Origin of the sequence: Lichenifustis flavocetrariae (assembly GCF_026130545.1) — a bacterium.
Classification (GTDB): Bacteria; Pseudomonadota; Alphaproteobacteria; order Rhizobiales; family Beijerinckiaceae; genus Lichenihabitans; species Lichenihabitans flavocetrariae.
This window is the reverse complement of sequence record NZ_JAMOIM010000021.1, coordinates 58,393-76,990: the sequence shown is the minus strand read 5'-3', so window position 1 is coordinate 76,990 and position 18,598 is coordinate 58,393. Positions and strand designations below refer to the sequence as shown.

Here is an 18,598-nt window from a genome sequence, read left to right as displayed (position 1 = left end):
TCCATGCTGATCTACAAGATCGTGCCGCGCGGGCTCTGGTCGCAAGCCGAGGCCGCGGGGGAATTCGGCGGGTCACCCGTCGATCTCGCCGATGGTTTCATCCACTTTTCGACGGCGGATCAGGTCGGCGAGACAGCGGCGCGCCATTTCGCGGGCCAGCACGACCTGCTGCTCGTCGCGGTCGACACCGAAGCATTGGGCTCGGCCCTGCGGTGGGAAACCTCGCGTGGCGGTGCCCTGTTTCCACATCTCTACGGGCCGCTGTCGCTTCAGCACGTGTCTTCGACGATCGAGCTCGCGCTGGATACGAACGGCCGCCATCGCTTTCCGGACGCTCTGGCATGATGGCGGTCGCGGACCGCCTCGTCGGCTCTGTGTTGCGGGCCCTCGATCCGGAGACGGCCCACACTACCGCTCTCCGGCTGATGCGAATGGCGGCGTTCGGGACACCACCCATCGACGATCCAGCTCTTGCGGTCGAGGCGTTCGGGCTTCGGTTTCCCAATCCGGTCGGCTTGGCGGCGGGCTTCGACAAGAACGCCAGTTTGGCCGACGCCGCCTTCCGGTTCGGCTTCGGATTCACGGAGGTGGGGACGCTGACGCCCCGGCCGCAACCCGGCAATCCGCGTCCCCGCGTGTTTCGTCTCGCGAAAGACCATGCGGTGATCAACCGGTATGGCTTCAACAACGACGGGCATGAGGCCGCATCCCGCCGGCTTGTTCGACGGCAGCGCTCGGGCATTCTGGGCGTCAATGTCGGAGCCAACAAAGAGTCCAGCGACCGGGTCGCCGACTATATGGCCGGTGTCACGCGCTTTGCCGCCGTCGCCGATTTTTTCACGCTCAACGTCTCGTCCCCTAACACACCGGGCCTGCGTGACCTGCAAGGGCTGCAGGCGCTCGACGACCTCCTGGCCCGGACCCTGGCAACGCGCGACAGCCTCGTGCAGCGGCACGGCCGCAAACCCCTCCTTCTCAAGATCGCTCCCGACCTCGACCTGACGGCACTCGACGATCTCGTCGGTGTGGCACGGCGGCGCGGCATCGATGGTCTCATCGTGTCGAACACGACCGTCAATCGCCCAGCCCGCTTGCAGTCTCGGGAGGGGGTCGAAACAGGCGGGTTGTCGGGCCGGCCGCTCTTTGATCCCAGCACGCGACTTCTTGCGGAAAGCTTCATCCGTGTCGACGGTCAGTTCCCGTTGATCGGGGTCGGCGGCATCGACAGTCCTTCCACTGCCTTGGCGAAGATTCGCGCCGGCGCGACGCTCCTGCAACTCTATTCGGGTCTCGTCTTCCAAGGACTGGGACTGGTCGGTCGCATCAAGCAGGATCTCAGCCGATGCGTGGCCGGCAGCCGGAAATCGCTCTCTTCTCAGATCGGCGTCGATGCTCACGACTGGACGCGGCGGCCGGCAGCGGATCTCTGAACGTAGTCCCGACGCACTCCGTCATTGGGTGCTTTGCGGCAAGACGAAAATCTGGCCCGGATAGATCAGACGCGGATCACGAATCTGCAATGTGTTGGCCGCGTAGATCTGTGTGTAGCGCTGCCCATGGCCAAGGATTTTCCGGCTGATCCGCCAAAGCGAATCGCCGTGCATGACTTTGGCGGTGACAAGCTGCGCCACGACCGTTCCGGACGGACTGGGTCCCGGTGCGGCGGTGAGGCCGTTCTGGGCGCCGGCATTCTGGCTCACGTTCGACGCGAGCCTTCCCTGCGGTACGGCTGGCTGCGATGCAGGCGACACGGAAGCCGGCGCGACCGCTGCGGTGTCAATGACGGCCGAAGCCCGACCTGTCGCGGCATCGCGCGATTTAGGTCGCAGCAGCGACGAGGAGGTGCCTAACCGCGACGGATAGTCGAACGGAACCTCGGCCCGCGCCTGGACCTGGCCGGCCGTCGACGCGACTTGGTCGACCCGCACGACATAACGGCCCGGCTTCATGCCGCGCTTGATCTTGAGCGACCAAAGACCGTCCTGGCCGGTGGTGACGACCGCGACGAATGATCCGTTAAGATAGATGCGGCAATGGCTTCCGGGAGCAGCCCGGCCGGAGGCATAGATGCTGCCCAAGTCTTCCACATCAATGGCGCTGACGGAAACGGCGGGCGTCGAAGCCGCTCCCCCGGATGTCGAAGCCCCAGGCGCCGCTTGGGAGGAGTCGGTGCCCGACAGGACCTTTGTGGGCTGGTCGGGCGAAATCAACGCCACCATCGGCGGCGTTTTGGCCTGATCGGGCACGGATACGGCCACACTCTCCGACGAGAGGGCACCGGGCGTGTTAGGTTCGCCCACCGACAACATCAGGTTGTGCTCGCCTGGAGCTAGGGTGGGCGGCACGAAGGCGACCTGCCCGCTCGCATCCGCCTGCGCCCTCGCGATTGGACGACCGCCATCAAGAAGAACGATCGTGACCCCCGCCGCAGCGCGCGCGGCAATCACACTCTCACCCGAAGGTTCGACACGAACGACATCGAAGGATGGTTTCAATTCATCTGACTTCGGCTGCTCACCTGCCGCGTCCTCCTTGGAGGCCGTCGTGGCGGCATCGGCCGGGCGCACGGCCGACGCCTTGTCCACGGGCGCGATCGAGGCGGGGCCTTCTAGCGGCTTCTTTGCAGGAGCAACCGCAACCGCCGGCTCCATTGGTGCGCTTCCCGCCTGCGACGAAAAGTGCTTGCCGATCGCGTCCTGCCAACTCGGGTAGGTCCAGATCAGGAAAAAGAGAATACCTGCGGTGATGAAGGCGGCACTTGCCGCCAAAAAGCGGCGGTCGGAGACAAAGCTCAACATCACTCAATCCCTCTAAGGGATAGCAACTTAAACAATCTGTGATCGGGTCGCTACCTCGGCGTGTAGTCAATATGAATATCAAATACCCATGATCGCAGAACCAACCAAGAGCGTGCCTTGACCGCGGCAGGGAACGCGGGCGAAAAGCGTGTATGACCAGCATCAAGACACTTTGCGTCTATTGTGGCTCCAGTGCGGGGCTCGAACCAGCTCTCTATAAGGCGGCGGAAGAACTCGGACGCTGCATGGCTCGAGAGGGCATCGGCCTCGTTTACGGCGGGGGGAACAATGGGCTGATGGGCGCCATTGCCCGCACGGTTCTGGCGCACGGAGGTCATGTCACTGGGATCATTCCCGATTTTCTGCAGCGTCGGGAAAACATGCTCGACGGCACCCAGGAAATGATCGTGGTGCCGGACATGCACACCCGCAAGCGCCTGATGTTCGAGCGCGCCGACGCGTTCGTGGCGCTGCCCGGCGGCATCGGCACGCTGGAAGAACTGGTGGAACAGATGACCTGGGTCCAGTTGGCGCAGCACACCAAGCCCGTGCTGATCGCCAATATCGCCGGCTTCTGGAACCCTCTTCTCGGGTTGTTCGCACATATGCGCGATTTCGGCTTCGTGCGGCAGGACGCCGATATCGCCTATCTGGTGGCAGATAAAGCCGATCAGATCCTGCCGATGATCCTGGCGGCCCATGAGCGCACCGTAGCGGCCGGAGCGGAACAGCTCGAAATCACGCCAAAGCTTTAGCCCGGATCGCTTCCGCGAGAGCGACCGCGACGAGTGGCGGAACGAAAGGCGTGACATCGCCACCGAGCAGGGCAATCTGCCGCACAAGGCTTGCCGTGATATGCCGCGAGAGTGATGTCGGGGGGAGCAGCACCGTCTGGATCGCCGGCGCCATGGCGGCGTTCATGCCCGCGAGTTGGAGCTCGTAGTCGAGGTCCGTGCCGTCTCGCAGGCCACGGATCATCACTCCCGCACCACAGGCTGCCGCGGCATTGACCGCCAGCGTATCGAAGGTCGTCACCCGCAGGTGGCACCCGCGAGCCTCGAGGCGCGGCCCGAACTCCCCCTCAATCAAGGCCGCCCGTATCTCGGCCGAGAACATCGGCGTCTTGCCGTGATGCACGCCGATGCCGACCACGAGCGTGTCACAAAGCGCGCTTGCGGCTTCGACGACATCGACATGGCCGTTGGTGAGAGGATCGAACGAACCTGGATAAAAGCCGATCCGCCTCATGAGTCGGACGGGATCTCGTCCTCGCCCCCGGCATCGGGCGCGACAGCGTCGGACACATCCGAAATGCGCTCGACCGACACCACGCGTTCGCTTTCATTCGTGTTGAACACGATCACGCCCTGCGTGTTACGTCCCGCGATCCGAATTCCATCCACGGGGCAGCGGATGAGTTGGCCCCCGTTGGTGACCAGCATGATCTCGTCGCCATCATCCACGGGGAAAGAGGCTATCAGATTGCCGTTGCGCTTGGTCACCGCCATGGCCGCGAAGCCCTTTCCGCCCCGGCCCGTCACCCGGTACTCGTAGGATGAGGTCCGTTTGCCGAAACCATTTTCGGAGAGGGTCAGGATCACCTGTTCGGCGGCGCCCAGCTCGATGTAACGATCGCCCGAGATCGTGACATATCCCTCCTCCTCGGAGGACTCCTCCGCCACCGCCTCCGCGGCCCCCTCTTCCACGGCGATATCGCCGGCGATGGCCCGACGCCGCCGGAAATAGTCGGCGCGTTCGCCCGGTGTCGCCTCGGTATGGCGCAGGATCGCGAGTGAGATCACCGCGTCCCCCTTGGCCAAGGTAATCCCGCGCACGCCCATCGAGTCGCGGCCCTTGAAGACCCGGACGTCGTTGACCGCGAAGCGGATGCATTGGCCGAGCGCCGTCGTCAGCAGCACGTCATCGTTCTCGGAGCAGATCTGCACATCGACGATACCTTCCCCCTCGTCGAGCTTCATGGCGATCTTGCCGGAGCGGTTCACCTGCGCGAAATCGCTGAGCTTGTTGCGCCGCACGGTCCCCCGCGTGGTGGCGAACATGACGTCGAGCTTGTCCCAGCTCTCCACATCCTCGGGCAGCGGCATGATCGTCGTGATGCGCTCGCCTTGTTCGAGCGGCAGCAGGTTGACGAGCGCCTTACCTCGCGCCTGGGGCGCGGCCAGCGGCAGGCGCCACACCTTCTCCTTGTAGGCCTGACCCAGCGATGAAAAGAACAGCACGGGCGCATGTGTCGAGGCCACGAAGAGACGAGCCACGAAATCCTCGTCGCGCGTCTGCATGGCAGAGCGGCCCTTGCCGCCGCGGCGCTGCGCCCGATAGGTCGAAAGCGGCACGCGCTTGATGTAGCCGGCGTGGCTCACGGTCACGGCCATGTCCTCGCGCTGGATCAGGTCCTCGTCGTCGAGGTCGGCATCGCTGTCGAGGATCTCGGTCCGTCGCGGCGTCGCGAAGGCGGTCTTGATCGCCGTAAGCTCACCCCGGATGATATCGTGAATGCGGACCCGCGAACTGAGGATGTCGAGCAGATCGGCGATCTCGGCCGCCAGCTTGTTCAACTGCTCGGCGATCTCGTCGCGTCCCAGCGCCGTCAGACGGGCCAGGCGTAATTCGAGGATGGCACGGGCTTGCGCCTCGGACAGACGATAGGTGCCGTCCTCGGCAAGCGCATGGCGCGGATCGGCGATCAACGTGATGAGGGGCGCCATGTCGCGCGCCGGCCACGCGCGCACCATCAGGGCTTCACGCGCCGCGCCGGTGTCGGGCGAGGTGCGGATCAGACGGATCACTTCGTCGATATTCGCCACGGCAATGGCGAGGCCGACCTGAACATGGGCGGCGTCGCGCGCCTTGGTGAGACGGAACTTGGTGCGCCGGGTCACGACGGTTTCGCGAAAATCCACGAAAGCGACGAGAATGTCGCGCAGCGTCAGCATCTCGGGCCGGCCGCCGTTGAGGGCGATCATGTTGCAGCCGAAGCTCGACTGCAGCTGCGTAAAGCGCCAGAGTTGGTTCAGCACGACATCCGCGACGGCGTCGCGCTTGAGCTCGATCACGATCCGCATGCCGTCACGGTCGGACTCGTCACGCAGTTCGGAGATGCCCTCGATACGCTTCTCGCGTACCATTTCTGCGATCTTCTCGATCAGGCTGGTCTTGTTCACCTGATAGGGAATCTGGGTGACGATCAGCGCTTCGCGCTCGCGGCGCATCTGCTCGACCTCGACCTTGGCCCGCATCAGGATCGAGCCACGACCGGTGTTGTAGGCCAAGCGAATACCGCTTCGGCCGATGATCGAGCCCCCGGTCGGGAAATCCGGACCCGGGACGATTTCGATCAACGCCTCGACGTCGATCTCCGGATGGTCGAGCACGGCGACCGCCGCATCGATGATCTCACCGAGGTTGTGGGGCGGAATATTGGTCGCCATGCCGACCGCGATGCCGCCGGCGCCGTTGACCAGGAGATTCGGGAAGCGTGCCGGGAGCACGACCGGCTCTCTTTCCTTGCCGTCGTAGTTCGGCTGAAAGTCGACCGTGTCCTCGTCGATGTCGTCGAGCAGCGCGCCAGCCGGTCGCGCCAGCCGCGATTCCGTGTAGCGCATGGCCGCGGGCGGATCCCCGTCGATCGAGCCGAAATTGCCCTGCCCGTCGATGAGGGGGAGACGCATGGAAAAGTCCTGCGCCATGCGGACGAGTGCGTCGTAGATCGCGCTATCGCCATGCGGATGGTATTTACCCATCACGTCACCGACGATGCGGGCGGATTTCACATGGGAACGGTCAGGCGTATGCCCGTTTTCGCTCATCGAATAGAAGATCCGGCGATGCACCGGCTTCAACCCGTCGCGCACATCCGGCAGCGCCCGGCTGACGATCACGCTCATGGCGTAATCGAGGTAGCTGCGCTTCATTTCATCCGCGAGGGAGACGGGGCTGATCCCCGACGGCCCTTCCGGCTTGTTTTCGATCTCAGCCAAAGCTCGTCCGTTCTACCGTGATGCGGAGACCCTCGAACCGTGGCCTCTGTCGCATCTTTACCTGTTCAAGCCGAGCCAGCGGCAGCGAAAGGCCCTCAGGCAAGATCGATCATGGTGTGATCCACCGCGAGCAGCTCAGCATGTCGTTTCGACTCAGGCTGCAGTTTTAGAGTGTTTCCGCGCCCAAGCCTAGCGCCGCTGAAACGCCCGGGGCCCCGACCTCACACCCTCTGTCATCGCCCTCGGAAGCACCCTGGTACCGACCGCGAGGAGAAGGCCGACGCTGGCGCCATCCAGAGCCTCCCGGCTCAGAACGGGATATCGTCGTCGAGGGTCTCGGACAGAGAACCGCGTCCGCCGCCTCGTGGCTCGCCTCCTGAGGACCGACCGACGCTGCCGCCGCGTCCCCCGCCCTCGAAACTCTCGCCCTCGTCACGCCCGGCGAAGTCACCCCCGCCGCCACTGCGGCTGTCCATCAAGGTCAGTTCGCCGCGGTAGCGCTGCAGAACGATCTCCGTATTGTACTTCTCGACGCCATCCTTGTCGGTGTACTTCCGGGTCTGCAGCTGCCCCTCGATGTAAACCTTGGAGCCCTTCTTCAAATATTGCTCCGCGATCTTCGCCAGGTTCTCGTTGAAGATCACCACGCGGTGCCACTCGGTCTTGTCCTTGCGCTCACCCGACGCCTTGTCGCGCCAGCTTTCCGTCGTCGCGAGCCGAAGATTGACCACGGCATCGCCCGACGGCATCCGACGCACTTCGGGATCGGCTCCGAGATTGCCGATCAGGATTACCTTATTGACGCTTCCCGCCATCGCTCACTCCTCTCAAGCCGGGTGGTGGCAGCCGGGCCGCCGCGATCTCATCCGATCACGATTACTCCATTTCGAGCGGCTTTGGTGCCTATCTGCTGCCTTGTCCCCATATTCTGACAGCCGTGCAACTGGAAGGTCGACGGCATGCGAGTTGATAACTATTATGATTCCTGCTGGCATCAACAGAACTTGAGCGTGAAAGCATGATCAGCGCCGATCTCGGGCAGCAGCTCGAAAGTTTCGTGGCCAAATTGGTCGAAACAGGACGATACAATTCAAAAAGTGAAGTGCTGCGGGAAGGCGTTCGCCTGATCCAGGAACCAGAAGCCAAGCTCGCGGCACTGGACCTCGCAATCGCAAGAGGGCTGGCAGACGTCGCGGTGGACCGCATCAGGCCGGCGGAGGCGGTTTTCGATCGGCTTGACGCCAAATATCGTGCCCTGGGCGCCAGGTCTAAGTGATCGTTCCGCTCGCCGCGGAAACCGAAACCGACCTCGAAGCGATCGGTGATTTTATCGCTGAGGTCGATCCAGTCCGTGCGAGGAAGATTTTGCAGGATCTTCGTGCGTGCTGCCTAGAACTTGCTGAGCTGGCTCACGCATTTCCTCTTGTGCCGCGCTATCAACATTACGGCCTCCGGCGCCGTGTTCACGGGACGCACCTCATCTTCTACAAGATCGCAGGCGAAAGCGTCATTGTCATCCATGTGCTGCATGGGGCGATGGACTACGAACCGATCCTGTTCGGCTGACAGACGCCATTCAGGATCGGTTGCCGGCGTTCTCTTTTCGTTCTACTGTGCCGTGCGTCATATCGCTAGCTTTCTATAACGGACATTTCGTTCATGCGGGCTGACGGGCGGCGCCCGACCGACTACATGATCAATGAATACCTCCCTCCCCGTGGTTGCCTTGCCGATGCCCCCTCGTTCGAAAGCTGTTGCGCCGAAGTCTAGGGACACACGGGTGCTGACGACACCGACGCCGGTGGAGCGATTGTTCGAGGGGCGCACCATCACGATTCGTGGCGCACGCGAACACAACCTCAAGAACATCGACCTGACGATCCCGCGTGACAAACTCGTGGTCTTCACGGGGCTCTCTGGGTCGGGCAAATCGTCGCTCGCCTTCGATACGATCTATGCCGAGGGGCAGCGGCGTTATGTCGAATCCCTGTCGGCCTATGCGCGGCAGTTTCTCGAAATGATGGGCAAGCCGGACGTCGATCAAATCGACGGCCTGTCCCCGGCCATCTCGATCGAGCAGAAGACCACGTCGAAGAATCCACGCTCCACGGTCGGCACGGTCACCGAGATCCACGATTATATGCGCTTGCTGTGGGCGCGGGTCGGCATCCCCTATTCCCCGGCGACCGGGTTGCCGATCGAGAGCCAGACCGTGAGCCAGATGGTGGACCGGGTGCTGGCCCTGCCCGATCGCACACGACTCTATCTCGTCGCGCCTGTGGTGCGGGGCCGCAAAGGCGAGTACCGCAAGGAAATCGCTGAATTCATGAAGCGCGGGTTTCAGCGCCTCAAGATAGATGGCGAGTTTTACGACATCGCCGATGCCCCGACGCTCGACAAGAAACTCAAGCACGACATCGGGGTCGTGGTCGACCGTCTCGTGGTGCGACCTGATATCGCGACGCGCCTGGCTGAAAGCTTCGAGACGGCGCTCGATCTCGCGGATGGGATCGCCGAGGTCGAATTCGCCGAACCGGTCGAGGGGCATGGGCCCGGTCTGACCTTCTCGTCGAAGTTCGCGTGTCCGGTTTCGGGCTTCACGATCGCCGAGATCGAGCCGCGGCTCTTTTCCTTCAACAATCCTTTCGGCGCCTGCCCGGTCTGTGCCGGTCTCGGATCGCAGATGACGGTCGACCCGGAACGCGTCGTGCCCGACGCGAAATTGTCCCTGAAGCGCGGCGCGGTTGCGCCCTGGGCCAAGTCGACCTCCCCGTATTATGAGCAGACGCTCGAAGCGCTCGCCAAGCACTTCAAGGCGCGCATGGACACCAAATGGGAATCGCTGCCCCAGGCGCTGCGTGACGCCGTCCTGTTCGGAACCGGCAAGACTGAGATCACCTTCTCGTACAACGACGGCGCGCGCTCCTACGCGGTGACGAAGCCGTTCGAAGGCGTCGTGCGCAACTTGGAGCGGCGGTTCAAGGAGACCGAAAGCGAATGGGCTCGGGAGGAAATCTCCCGCTTCATGGGCGCCTCGCCATGTGATGCCTGCCATGGCGCACGGCTGAAGCCTGAGGCCCTCGCGGTGAAGATCGCGGGCGAGACCATCGCGGCTGCATCCGAACTCTCCATCCGTCACGCCAAGGCCTGGTTCGAGGCGTTGCCCGAAAAACTCGATGCCAAGCGCAACGAGATCGCGGCGCGCATCCTGAAGGAGATCCGTGATCGACTCGTCTTTCTGCTCGATGTCGGCCTCGATTATCTGACTCTCTCTCGCGCTGCCGGAACACTCTCGGGTGGTGAAAGCCAGCGAATCCGCTTGGCGTCGCAGATCGGTTCGGGCCTCACGGGCGTGCTCTATGTGCTCGACGAACCGTCGATCGGGCTCCACCAGCGCGACAACGAGCGTCTACTTGATACGCTTCGCCGTCTACGGGGGCTCGGCAACAGCGTCATTGTAGTGGAACACGACGAGGATGCGATCCGGGCCGCCGATTATGTGGTTGACGTCGGCCCGGGCGCTGGAATCCACGGCGGCGAGATCGTATCGGCCGGTACGCCCGAACACATCATGGCCGATCCGAAATCGTTGACAGGACAATATTTGACGGGTGCCAAGATGGTCGGCGTGCCGCGCCATCGCCGCACCGCGAAGGGTGGTGAACATCTCAAGATCGTCGGCGCTCGAGGCAACAACCTGAAGGATGTGTCGATCGACATCCCGCTTGGCACATTCACCTGCGTGACGGGCGTCTCGGGCGGCGGCAAGTCGACCCTCGTGGTCGACACGCTTTACAAGGCTGTGGCGCGGCGCCTGAACGGGGCCATCGAACATCCGGCGCCGTTCACCGACCTTATCGGGCTCGAACACCTCGATAAAGTCATCGACATCGACCAGTCGCCGATCGGTCGTACCCCGCGTTCGAACCCGGCGACCTATACGGGTGCCTTCACGCCGATCCGCGACTGGTTCGCGGGTCTTCCCGAATCGAAGGCGCGGGGGTATCAGCCCGGCCGCTTCTCGTTCAACGTCAAAGGCGGCCGTTGCGAAGCCTGCCAGGGTGACGGGGTCATCAAGATCGAGATGCACTTCCTGCCAGACATCTATGTCACCTGCGACGTCTGTAAGGGCAAGCGCTACGGCCGCGAGACCCTGGAAGTCAAATACCGCGACCATTCGATCGCCGACGTCCTCGACATGTCTGTCGAAGAAGCCGCGAACCTGTTCCGTCCCGTGCCTTCCATCCGAGACAAGATGGACACTCTGGCGCGAGTCGGCCTCGGCTACATCAAGGTGGGTCAACAGGCCAACACGCTCTCGGGCGGCGAGGCGCAACGCGTCAAGCTCTCGAAGGAGCTGTCGCGCCGCTCGACCGGTCGCACCCTCTACATCCTGGACGAACCCACGACCGGCCTGCACTTCCACGACGTCGCCAAGCTGCTCGAAGTGCTGCACGAACTCGTCGACCAGGGGAATACGGTCGTGGTGATCGAGCACAATCTGGAAGTGATCAAGACGGCCGATTACGTCATCGATATGGGGCCGGAAGGTGGCGACGGCGGCGGACGCGTGGTGGCTTGTGGCAGCCCGGAAGAGATCGCCCGCGCCAAAGGCAGCCACACCGGTCGATTCCTGCGCGAAGTCCTCGACCGGCGGCCGATGCAGTCCGCCGCTGAGTGACGCCCAATCGACCGTTGCGATCATTCCAGGTGATACCGCGCACTCGAAGTCGGATCGAACAGCCTTCGCATTGCTGAGTTGCGAGAGGTAAGAAGAAGCTCTTGCCCCTTTAAAACAACCAGTAACCGCCAACTGGAAGCCGGCACATCAGGACAGTCATCGCCCTGACACCCTGATGCATTCGACTACATTTTTTGCATAATTGTCGTTCCACCCTCAACATCGCCTTAGAACAATACTGCAACGCTTCCCTCGCACTCTCCCGTAGAGCGTCACGACGTTACGTTGATTGGCATGACGACGGACGGCCCGATGCTCGGTTGAGTCGCGAAGAGGACCGAGGCCGTTATGCACAGGGTACTTTTGTCTTTCGCCATACTGCCGTTGATCGGCGGTGGCGCCGAAGCCATCGATTCGCACTCCCCGCATGATCTGCTCTATGCCGACGCCCGTGACGTATTCCTGCATCGCGGCTATCGACCCTTCGTCATGCCGGGCTCGGACATCTGCGACGAGAGCAATCCAAGGTGCTATCCCGAACTGGAATTTTGCGTCCACAAGCGGCGGTGGATTTGCACTTACGCTTGGCGATACGAAAAAACTGTTTTTCACGTCGAAACGAAATCTGACACCCCCATCGTGGACAGCTTCTACTGCGTGTTGAACTGCACCGAGGCCGGGGGAGTAAAACCAATGCCGGAGGTGCCAGAAGAGCGCGAGGATATCGAGCCGATGGCGAAGTGAGGGCGTAAACGCGGAGCCAACACAGTCAATTTTCCCTGTCCGGGTTCCACTCGACGTTCGTCACCTCGTCAGGGTCCCTACCGCTTGCGGTCGCCGGACAGCCGTACCCAATCATCGGGATGATTGTTCCTGCAGAGACATCCTGTTCCAGCCTGCGGTAACAACGAACGAACAAGAAGCAGGGCCAACGGAAGCTAGCGCGTTCACCCGGCCCAAATGTGTCGGCACCGCACCGCCCCGTCGCCAGAATGTTGCACCTGCGCAATATGAAAGTGGATAACAGCCGCCCGCCCGGTCATGCATCTGTCACAACTCAAAATCGACAGATAAGCGCCATGATGATCAAAAGCTGCTCAAAATCCTCGCAAAACCTCCAATTGTTAAAATTATCAGAATTTCCACATGCGAATTTTGCATAGCAGACTTGGGAGCTGGCCCAGTTCTCGTTCTCCCAGTCGTCTGTATATTGCACTGCATCAACGGCATTCGTCCAGGGACGGCGCCCGACGCTTGTCCCTGCCAACTACGGGGTTTTTCGATGATCAAGACAATCGCCACCAAGTATGTCGCATGGCGCCGCTTTCGTGAGTCCGTCCGTGAATTGTCGCGGCTGTCGGATCGCGAACTGAACGATCTGGGCATCGGCCGCTCGGACATCGCCACGGTCGTGCGTCAGAGCCTCCAGGGCTGATCTCACGCCCTATGATTTTCAGGATTTCTGGGAGACTTCCATCTCTCTGAAAACCAAAGACGCCCACCGGCCTCCCACGGTGGGCGTTTTGCGTTTCAGGACGGCCGCCGTGCTGCTACAAGCCGTCGATGACCCTTACTCCCATCCATGTCATTGGCGCTGGCCTCGCCGGAAGCGAAGCCGCCTTCCAGATCGCCGAGTCGGGCGTTCCTGTCGTGCTTCACGAGATGCGGCCTTTGCGCCGCACCGAGGCTCACAAGAGCGACGGTTTCGCCGAACTGGTGTGCTCCAATTCGTTCCGGTCCGACGATGCCGCGACAAACGCGGTCGGCCTCATTCATCGGGAGATGCGCGCCCTGTCGTCGGTCATCATGGCCGCCGCGGATCGCCATCAGGTGCCGGCCGGCGGCGCTCTCGCGGTCGACCGCGATGGCTTCTCGGCCGCCGTGACCGCCGTCCTGCGCGGGCATCCGCTGATTACGGTGGAACAGGGCGAGGTCGAAGGCCTACCTCCCGAGTCATGGGATCAGGTCATCGTTGCGACGGGTCCCCTCACCTCACCGGGGCTGGCCGTTGCCATCGCCGAACTGACGGGCGAGCAGGAACTCGCCTTCTTCGACGCCATCGCGCCCATCATTCACCGCGACTCGATCGACATGGACAAGGCCTGGTTCCAGTCGCGCTACGACAAGGCCGGCCCTGGAGGCACGGGGGCCGACTACATCAATTGCCCGCTCGATCGCGAGCAGTATTTCGCTTTCATCGAAGCCCTGCTGCAGGGCGAGAAGACGAGCTTCAAGGACTGGGAGAACACGCCCTACTTCAACGGCTGCCTGCCTGTCGAAGTGATGGCCGAGCGCGGCGCCGAGACGCTCCGGTTCGGCCCGATGAAGCCGGTCGGTCTCACCAACCCGCATAATCCAAGTGTAAAGCCCTACGGCATCGTGCAGTTGCGGCAGGATAACGCGCTGGGCACGCTCTACAACATGGTGGGGTTTCAGACGAAGCTGAAGCACGCCGATCAGGTCCGCGTGTTCCGCACCATCCCGGGGCTGGAAGGCGCGGAATTCGCGCGCCTCGGCGGCCTTCACCGCAACACGTTCCTCAATTCGCCGCGTGTGCTCGATGCGCGATTGCGGCTGAAGGCCATGCCACGCCTTCGCTTCGCCGGGCAGATCACCGGCTGCGAGGGCTATGTGGAGAGCGCGGCCATCGGCTTGGTGGCGGGCCGGATGGCGGCCGCGGAGCGGCTCGGCCAGAGCTTCGACATGCCGCCGGTCACAACGGCGCTGGGGGCTCTGATCAACCATATTACGGGCGGCCATATCGAGGTCGTCGATGCGGGACCGCCCTCGTTCCAGCCGATGAACGTCAATTTCGGCCTCTTCCCGCCGCTCGCCAGCGCCCCCAAGGCACCTGACGGCCGCCGACTGCGCGGCCCCGAAAAGGCGCTTGCCAAGAAGCGGGCCCTGACAGACCGGGCCGCGGAAGACCTGCGCGTCTGGATCGCCTCGCAGTCGGCCTGATGCCTTGGGCTCTGGCGCCTCTGCTGTGACCCTTCGCGGGTATCTGCCCAACGGCTTCCAGCTGGGTCCGCATGTCATGAACTGGCATGGACGCTCGATGGACCACCAGGCGTATGACGGCACAATGTACGGCGCGCCCAGGTGAATGGCCCCGAGAGGGTCCTGGCGCTGTGCCGTTTCCTGCATGAAGGCTCGGCTTTGCTGCTCTGGGGAGCCTCCGCCTATCTCGCGGTGCTGGTTCCACCAAAACTGGGGCGCGAGATCGGGCGGCGGCTCATGTCGATCTGGATCGTCGGAGCCCTGATCGCCATCACGACGACAGTCGCCTTGCTGCCGACCGAGGCCGCCGTGATTGGCGATGGATGGCGCGATGCATTCCGCCCCGCCATCATCGACGGCGTGCTCTTCGACACGAACGTCGGAACTGCATGGATCGCGGCGATGGGCGCGGCTGTTCTGCTGGGACTCACAACGATCCGGACTTCCCCTGTTCGCTTGTCTGCGACCGCCGCGAGCTCGGGTTTGCTGGTGGGCACGCTGACGCTGACCGGCCATGCCGCCATGCACGAAGGCTGGCTTGGTCTCGCGCACCGGCTCAATGCCACGCTCCATGTCCTCGCCGCAGGGGCGTGGCTCGGCGCGCTTCTCCCGCTCGTCCTTCTTTTGAAGATTCTCGACGAGCCCGCCTGGCAAGCTGAAGCGAATAGCGCGCTGCGGCGCTTTTCGACCGCCGGACATGCCGCGGTCGCACTCGTCATCGCCACGGGCATGCTCAACACCGCCCTCATCCTGGGGCGCTGGCCGACGACTTGGTCTTCAACCTACCAGGCCATGCTGGCCTTGAAGATCGCTCTCGTCGCCGTCATAACGGCTCTGGCAATCAGGAACCGCTACGGCCTCGTTCCCATGCTACGGAACCGTCACCCGCAGGCGTTGGACGCCATCAGGAGAAACACGATCGTGATCCTCGGCTTGGGGCTCGCCGCGATCGGTTGCGTGAGCATCTTCGGAATGCTCGAACCTGCGTGAGAGGAGCCGGGAGGCGAGCGCTTTAGGGCGCCCGAAGCAGCACGTGTTTCTTGCGCCCCAGCGACAATTTCACGGCACCCTCAGCGACCCGGTCGGCATCGACCAGCACGCGCCGCTCATCACCAAGCACCTCGTCGTTGACCCGTAAACCGCCGCCTTTGATCTGGCGCCGCGCCTCACCGGTCGAGGCCAGCAGGCCGGCCCGCACGAAAGCCGAGAGGACGCCGATGCCCGCGTTCCATTCCTCGGCCGATACCGTCACGCTCGGCAGGTCGGCGGAAGTGACACCCTGCTCGAAGGTCTGCTGAGCCGTCATGGCGGAGCGTTCGGCGGCCTCCCGGCCATGCATGATCGCGGTCGCCTCGGTCGCCAGCACCTTCTTGGCCTCGTTGATCTCGGCGCCGCCGAGCGCTTCGAGCCGGGCCACCTCGTCGAGCGGCAGCAATGTATAGAGCCGCAGGAAGCGGCCGACATCCGCATCCTCGGTGTTGCGCCAGAATTGCCAATAATCGTAGGGCGGCTTCATGTCGGCATTCAGCCACATGGCGCCCTGCGCCGACTTGCCCATCTTGGCACCCGAAGCCGTGGTGATCAGCGGACACGTGAGGGCATAAAGCTGCGGCGCGCCCATGCGGCGGCCGAGGTCGATCCCGGTGACGATGTTGCCCCACTGGTCGGAGCCGCCCATCTGCAGGCGCGTGCCATAACGTCGGCTGAGTTCCACGAAATCATAGGCCTGCAGGCACATGTAGTTGAATTCGAGGAAGGACAATTCGTGCTCGCGGTCGAGCCGGAGCTTCACGCTGTCCATTGACAACATGCGGTTGACCGAGAAATGCCGGCCGACATCGCGCAGGAACGCGATATAATTCAGGGGCGTCAGCCATTCGGCATTGTCGACCATCACGGCGTCGCTCGGGCCCTCGCCGAAGCGCAGCAGGCGCGAGAAGGTCTGTTTGAGGCTCATCTTGTTGGCCTCGATGCCGTCGAGAGTCAGCATCTGCCGGCTCTCGTCCTTGCCGGACGGGTCGCCCACCTGGGTGGTGCCCCCACCCATGAGAACGATCGGCTTGTTGCCCGTCTCCTGCAACCAGTGCAGCATCATGATCGACAGGAGATTGCCGACATGGAACGAGGCGGCGGTGCAATCGTAGCCCACATAGGTCGTCAGCTCGCCCTTGGCCGCCAAAGCGTCGATCCCAGCATGATCGGACAGCTGGTGCAGGTAGCCCCGTTCGGTCATGATCCGCAGGAAGTCGGATTTCGTTTCGGGCTTGCTCGAGGTTGCTTCGGCCATGGGATCAACTTGTGCCAGTGGACCGGCGCATGACGGACCCTGGTGACGACTTGTTAAGCAGGACCGGGGATCTTGCCCGGTGGGCCGTGCTTAGGTTTTTCGCGCGCCGCTGGCAACCGACGGACCTGTGAATCGGAGAGGAACACGGTCATGAAAGCAATCGGCCTGATGAGCGGCACCTCGATGGACGGTATCGACATCGCGTTGCTCGACACGGACGGCGAAGACCGCATCACCTTCGGGCCGACAGGTGGGATCGCCTACGACGAGAGCGACCGGACGATCCTGCGTGCCGCACTCACGGCCGCAACGGCTCTGACCGACCGCGCGAGCCGGCCCCGCGCGCTTGCCGACGCGGAACGCCGCGTCACTGATCTCCACGCCGACGCGGTCGACGCCTTTCTGCGGGTACACGAGATCGACCGGCGGTCGATCGATGTCGTGGGATTTCATGGGCAGACGGTGCTGCATCGGCCTGAACGGCAATTAACGGTGCAGATCGGCGACGGAGCCCGTCTTGCCGAGATCTTGGGCCTTCCGGTCGTGGCGGATCTTCGGGCCGCCGATGTGGCGGCCGGCGGCCAGGGGGCACCACTGGTTCCCGTGTTCCATCGCGCGCTCGTCCATGCGGCCGCACTCTCGATGCCGGCCTTGATCATCAACATCGGCGGCGTCAGCAACATCACCTTCATCCCCGCTACGGGCGAACCGATCGCCTGCGATACCGGGCCCGGCAACGCCCTCATCGACGACCTCATGCTGGAGCGCATCGGCCAGTCTTTCGATCGCGACGGTGCGGCAGCCGGGAGCGGGACTGTCGATCGAGACGTCCTCACGCAACTCATGCGGCACCCCTACTTCGACGCGCCTCTGCCCAAATCGCTGGACCGAAATGCGTTTTCACGCTCCCTCGTCGAGTCTCTGTCAACTGCCGATGCTGCCGCGACCCTCACGGCCTTCACGGCCGCCAGCATCGCCCGAAGCCTGCGGCACCTCCCGGAAGTCCCCCGCCTCGCGGTCGTTTGCGGGGGCGGCGCCCGTAACCTCGCCATGATGCAAGCCCTGGCCACAGCCCTTCCGTGCCCGCTTCAGCCTGCCGAAGCGCTCGGCTGGCAGCCGGATGCCATCGAGGCGCAGGCCTTCGCGTATCTGGCGGTACGCTCGCTGCGCGGCCTGCCGCTGACATTCCCCACCACGACCGGCGTCCCGCGCCCCCTGTCGGGCGGATTGGTCTTCCGCCCCGCCGACCGCGCGGCGTGACAGGCGCATCTTCACGATGAGCCGCGTAGCGGTGGCCTTCGCGGGTTGCCTTCCTGGCCCGCACCCCCTATTGCGCAGAGGCCAGTCGGCTGGACGGCCGCTGCTTTCGAGCAGAGGAAAGTCCGGGCTCCACGGATGAACGGTGCCGGATAACGTCCGGCGGGGGCGACCCCAGGGAAAGCGCCACAGAAAGCAAACCGCCCCGGCGGCCTCACATTGCGCGGGGCATCGCGCCGAGGGTCAGGGTGAAAGGGTGCGGTAAGAGCGCACCGCGTCGGCGGTAACGTCGGCGGCACGGCAAGCCCCACCGGGAGCAAAACCGAATAGGGGCGACAGGGCCAGGCGCAAGCCTGTCCCGGGCTCATCCGAGCCGTCGCCCGGGTTGGTTGCTTGAGGCGGCTGGTAACAGCTGTCCCAGAGGAATGGTCGTCACGCGGCGCGCGTCGTGCTCCGCACGATCGCGCCGCCCTACAGAACCCGGCTTACAGGCCGACTGGCACTCATTCCCGTTATCAACAGGCCCCATGCCCCCGCGCTCACCGCCGCTCAGGTCTGCGAGCGGTGGAAATCTGCG

16 protein-coding genes and 1 other RNA gene are annotated in these 18,598 nt (G+C 63.4%); 12 read left to right on the top strand and 5 right to left on the bottom strand.

Translation table 11 applies throughout. The features are described from left to right. Positions 1 to 3 precede the first annotated feature (3 nt). Entirely contained in the window at positions 4 to 345 is a 342-nt protein-coding gene (locus tag M8523_RS24405) for a DUF952 domain-containing protein (RefSeq protein WP_282587516.1), read from the top strand. Next, positions 342 to 1,430 (top strand): quinone-dependent dihydroorotate dehydrogenase, encoded by a 1,089-nt coding sequence (locus M8523_RS24400; protein ID WP_282587515.1) that lies wholly within the window; start codon positions 342 to 344, stop codon positions 1,428 to 1,430. The genes M8523_RS24405 and M8523_RS24400 overlap by 4 nt, the downstream gene beginning before the upstream one ends. A 21-nt stretch (positions 1,431 to 1,451) precedes the next feature. Here the strand turns inward: M8523_RS24400 and M8523_RS24395 are convergent, their stop codons facing one another. Further along, on the bottom strand, positions 1,452 to 2,798 hold the full coding sequence (locus M8523_RS24395; protein ID WP_282587514.1) for a LysM peptidoglycan-binding domain-containing protein: 1,347 nt from the start codon (positions 2,796 to 2,798) through the stop codon (positions 1,452 to 1,454). Between the two features lie 152 nt (positions 2,799 to 2,950). Between M8523_RS24395 and M8523_RS24390 the strand changes: the two genes are divergently transcribed. Beyond that, on the top strand, positions 2,951 to 3,553 hold the full coding sequence (locus M8523_RS24390; RefSeq protein WP_282587513.1) for an LOG family protein: 603 nt from the start codon (positions 2,951 to 2,953) through the stop codon (positions 3,551 to 3,553). Here the strand turns inward: M8523_RS24390 and coaD are convergent. From coaD to ssb, 3 genes are all read right to left on the bottom strand, one after another. Then, positions 3,537 to 4,046 carry a pantetheine-phosphate adenylyltransferase gene (gene coaD / locus M8523_RS24385; RefSeq protein WP_282587512.1) on the bottom strand — a complete coding sequence of 170 codons (510 nt, stop codon included), beginning with the start codon at positions 4,044 to 4,046 and terminating at the stop codon, positions 3,537 to 3,539. The genes M8523_RS24390 and coaD overlap by 17 nt on opposite strands. After that, the gene (gyrA, locus tag M8523_RS24380; protein WP_282587511.1) at positions 4,043 to 6,796 is read right to left on the bottom strand and encodes a DNA gyrase subunit A; all 2,754 of its coding nucleotides are present in this window, start codon (positions 6,794 to 6,796) and stop codon (positions 4,043 to 4,045) included. The genes coaD and gyrA overlap by 4 nt, the downstream gene beginning before the upstream one ends. A gap of 308 nt (positions 6,797 to 7,104) precedes the next feature. Beyond that, on the bottom strand, positions 7,105 to 7,611 hold the full coding sequence (gene ssb / locus M8523_RS24375) for a single-stranded DNA-binding protein (protein ID WP_282587510.1): 507 nt from the start codon (positions 7,609 to 7,611) through the stop codon (positions 7,105 to 7,107). Between the two features lie 203 nt (positions 7,612 to 7,814). On the opposite strand from ssb, the gene M8523_RS24370 reads away from it, so the two are divergent. From M8523_RS24370 to copD, 7 genes are all read left to right on the top strand, one after another. Then, positions 7,815 to 8,072, top strand: coding sequence for a type II toxin-antitoxin system ParD family antitoxin (locus M8523_RS24370; RefSeq protein WP_282587509.1), 258 nt, complete (start codon positions 7,815 to 7,817; stop codon positions 8,070 to 8,072). After that, positions 8,069 to 8,362, top strand: a complete 294-nt coding sequence (locus M8523_RS24365; RefSeq protein WP_282587508.1) for a type II toxin-antitoxin system RelE/ParE family toxin — start codon at positions 8,069 to 8,071, stop codon at positions 8,360 to 8,362. Before M8523_RS24370 ends, M8523_RS24365 begins: the two co-directional genes overlap by 4 nt. Before the next feature lie 133 nt (positions 8,363 to 8,495). After that, a complete protein-coding gene (uvrA, locus tag M8523_RS24360) occupies positions 8,496 to 11,477 on the top strand; it encodes an excinuclease ABC subunit UvrA (RefSeq protein WP_282587507.1) in 2,982 nt (993 codons plus the stop codon). 348 nt (positions 11,478 to 11,825) lie between these two features. Beyond that, a complete protein-coding gene (locus M8523_RS24355) occupies positions 11,826 to 12,221 on the top strand; it encodes a hypothetical protein (protein WP_282587506.1) in 396 nt (131 codons plus the stop codon). A gap of 538 nt (positions 12,222 to 12,759) precedes the next feature. Further along, positions 12,760 to 12,912, top strand: a complete 153-nt coding sequence (locus tag M8523_RS24350; RefSeq protein ID WP_282587505.1) for a DUF1127 domain-containing protein — start codon at positions 12,760 to 12,762, stop codon at positions 12,910 to 12,912. A gap of 128 nt (positions 12,913 to 13,040) precedes the next feature. Continuing rightward, positions 13,041 to 14,438: a methylenetetrahydrofolate--tRNA-(uracil(54)-C(5))-methyltransferase (FADH(2)-oxidizing) TrmFO gene (gene trmFO / locus M8523_RS24345; RefSeq protein ID WP_282587504.1), complete on the top strand. Its 1,398-nt coding sequence runs from the start codon at positions 13,041 to 13,043 to the stop codon at positions 14,436 to 14,438. A gap of 141 nt (positions 14,439 to 14,579) precedes the next feature. Then, positions 14,580 to 15,467: a copper homeostasis membrane protein CopD gene (gene copD, locus M8523_RS24340; RefSeq protein WP_282587503.1), complete on the top strand. Its 888-nt coding sequence runs from the start codon at positions 14,580 to 14,582 to the stop codon at positions 15,465 to 15,467. Positions 15,468 to 15,489: 22 nt separating this feature from the next. Here copD and tyrS read toward each other — a convergent pair whose 3' ends face one another. Then, positions 15,490 to 16,764, bottom strand: coding sequence for a tyrosine--tRNA ligase (gene tyrS, locus M8523_RS24335; RefSeq protein WP_282587502.1), 1,275 nt, complete (start codon positions 16,762 to 16,764; stop codon positions 15,490 to 15,492). Between the two features lie 150 nt (positions 16,765 to 16,914). Here tyrS and M8523_RS24330 point away from each other — a divergent pair, with 150 nt between their 5' ends. Together M8523_RS24330 and rnpB are read left to right on the top strand one after the other, a co-directional pair. Beyond that, a complete protein-coding gene (locus tag M8523_RS24330) occupies positions 16,915 to 18,024 on the top strand; it encodes an anhydro-N-acetylmuramic acid kinase (RefSeq protein ID WP_282587501.1) in 1,110 nt (369 codons plus the stop codon). Positions 18,025 to 18,105: 81 nt separating this feature from the next. Then, positions 18,106 to 18,525: RNase P RNA component class A (rnpB, locus tag M8523_RS24325), an RNA gene on the top strand. The last annotated feature ends 73 nt before the right edge of the window (positions 18,526 to 18,598 follow it).